The organism is Xenorhabdus miraniensis (assembly GCF_002632615.1).
In genome coordinates this window covers 4,734-7,711 of record NZ_NITZ01000052.1, presented here as the reverse complement: position 1 = coordinate 7,711, position 2,978 = coordinate 4,734, and the positions used below count along the sequence as shown (strand labels likewise).

Annotated in this window: 1 rRNA gene; it reads left to right on the top strand. The window is 54.3% G+C overall.

What is annotated here, in order from left to right:
• The first annotated feature begins 47 nt into the window (after positions 1-47).
• A 23S ribosomal RNA gene (locus Xmir_RS21615) occupies positions 48-2,955 on the top strand.
• Positions 2,956-2,978 lie beyond the last annotated feature (23 nt).

Genomic DNA, 2,978 nt, shown 5'->3' with positions numbered 1-2,978 from the left:
TGATGAGTCTCTCAACCCTGCAATCTGAAGACACCTTCGGGTTGTGAGGTTAAGCGAATAAGCGTACACGGTGGATGCCTAGGCAGTCAGAGGCGATGAAGGGCGTGCTAATCTGCGAAAAGCGCCGGTCAGGTGATAGGAACCGCAATACCCGGCGATACCCGAATGGGGAAACCCAGTGCAATCCGTTGCACTATCATTCACTGAATCCATAGGTGAATGAGGCGAACCGGGGGAACTGAAACATCTCAGTACCCCGAGGAAAAGAAATCAACCGAGATTCCCCCAGTAGCGGCGAGCGAACGGGGAACAGCCCAGAGCCAGCATCAGCATCAGCGCCAGGAGAACGGTCTGGAAAGGCCGGCAGTAAAGGGTGATAGCCCCGTATCCGAAGACGCTGGTATTGTGAGCTCGAAGAGTAGGGCGGGACACGTGGTATCCTGTCTGAATAGGGGGGGACCATCCTCCAAGGCTAAATACTCCTGACTGACCGATAGTGAACCAGTACCGTGAGGGAAAGGCGAAAAGAACCCCGGCGAGGGGAGTGAAAGAGAACCTGAAACCGTGTACGTACAAGCAGTGGGAGCACCCTTTGCGGGTGTGACTGCGTACCTTTTGTATAATGGGTCAGCGACTTATATTCTGTAGCAAGGTTAACCGTTTAGGGGAGCCGCAGGGAAACCGAGTCTTAACTGGGCGTTAAGTTGCAGGGTATAGACCCGAAACCCGGTGATCTAGCCATGGGCAGGTTGAAGGTTGGGTAACACTAACTGGAGGACCGAACCGACTAATGTTGAAAAATTAGCGGATGACTTGTGGCTGGGGGTGAAAGGCCAATCAAACCGGGAGATAGCTGGTTCTCCCCGAAAGCTATTTAGGTAGCGCCTCGTGAACTCATCTTCGGGGGTAGAGCACTGTTTCGGCTAGGGGGTCATCCCGACTTACCAACCCGATGCAAACTGCGAATACCGGAGAATGTTATCACGGGAGACACACGGCGGGTGCTAACGTCCGTCGTGAAGAGGGAAACAACCCAGACCGCCAGCTAAGGTCCCCAAGTCATGGTTAAGTGGGAAACGAAGTGGGAAGGCTCAGACAGCCAGGATGTTGGCTTAGAAGCAGCCATCATTTAAAGAAAGCGTAATAGCTCACTGGTCGAGTCGGCCTGCGCGGAAGATGTAACGGGGCTAAACCATGCACCGAAGCTGCGGCAGCGGCACGAATGTGTTGTTGGGTAGGGGAGCGTTCTGTAAGCCTGCGAAGGTGTGCCGTGAGGCATGCTGGAGGTATCAGAAGTGCGAATGCTGACATAAGTAACGATAAAGCGGGTGAAAAACCCGCTCGCCGGAAGACCAAGGGTTCCTGTCCAACGTTAATCGGGGCAGGGTGAGTCGACCCCTAAGGCGAGGCCGACAGGCGTAGTCGATGGGAAACAGGTTAATATTCCTGTACTCGGTGTTACTGCGAAGGGGGGACGGAGAAGGCTAGGCCAGCCGGGCGACGGTCGTCCCGGTTTAAGCGTGTAGGTGTGTGCTCCTGGCAAATCCGGAGTACTGCAACACTGAGGCGTAATGACGAGGCACTACGGTGCTGAAGTGGTTGATGCCCTGCTTCCAGGAAAAGCCTCTAAGCACCAGGTAACACTGAATCGTACCCCAAACCGACACAGGTGGTCAGGTAGAGAATACTCAGGCGCTTGAGAGAACTCGGGTGAAGGAACTAGGCAAAATGGTGCCGTAACTTCGGGAGAAGGCACGCTGGCATTAGGTGAAGAGACATGCGCTCGGAGCTGAAGCCAGTCGCAGATACCAGCTGGCTGCAACTGTTTAATAAAAACACAGCACTGTGCAAACACGAAAGTGGACGTATACGGTGTGACGCCTGCCCGGTGCTGGAAGGTTAATTGATGGGGTCAGCCGCAAGGCGAAGCTCTTGATCGAAGCCCCAGTAAACGGCGGCCGTAACTATAACGGTCCTAAGGTAGCGAAATTCCTTGTCGGGTAAGTTCCGACCTGCACGAATGGCGTAATGATGGCCAGGCTGTCTCCACCCGAGACTCAGTGAAATTGAACTCGCTGTGAAGATGCAGTGTACCCGCGGCAAGACGGAAAGACCCCGTGAACCTTTACTATAGCTTGACACTGAACCTTGAGCCTTGATGTGTAGGATAGGTGGGAGGCTTTGAAGTGTGGACGCCAGTCTGCATGGAGCCATCCTTGAAATACCACCCTTGAATGTTTGATGTTCTAACGTAGGCCCGTGACCCGGGCTGCGGACAGTGTCTGGTGGGTAGTTTGACTGGGGCGGTCTCCTCCCAAAGCGTAACGGAGGAGCACGAAGGTTAGCTAATCACGGTCGGACATCGTGAGGTTAGTGCAAAGGCATAAGCTGGCTTGACTGCGAGAGTGACGGCTCGAGCAGGTACGAAAGTAGGTCTTAGTGATCCGGTGGTTCTGCATGGAAGGGCCATCGCTCAACGGATAAAAGGTACTCCGGGGATAACAGGCTGATACCGCCCAAGAGTTCATATCGACGGCGGTGTTTGGCACCTCGATGTCGGCTCATCACATCCTGGGGCTGAAGTAGGTCCCAAGGGTATGGCTGTTCGCCATTTAAAGTGGTACGCGAGCTGGGTTTAGAACGTCGTGAGACAGTTCGGTCCCTATCTGCCGTGGGCGCTGGAAGATTGAAAGGGGCTGCTCCTAGTACGAGAGGACCGGAGTGGACGCACCACTGGTGTTCGGGTTGTCATGCCAATGGCATTGCCCGGTAGCTAAGTGCGGCAGAGATAACCGCTGAAAGCATCTAAGCGGGAAACTTGCCTTGAGATGAGTCTTCCCTTGTCCCTTGAGGACACTGAAGGAACGTCCGAGACGAGGACGTGGATAGGCTGGGTGTGTAAGCGTTGCGAGACGTTGAGCTAACCAGTACTAATGAACCGTGCGGCTTAACCTGACAACACCGAAGGTGTTTTGGGT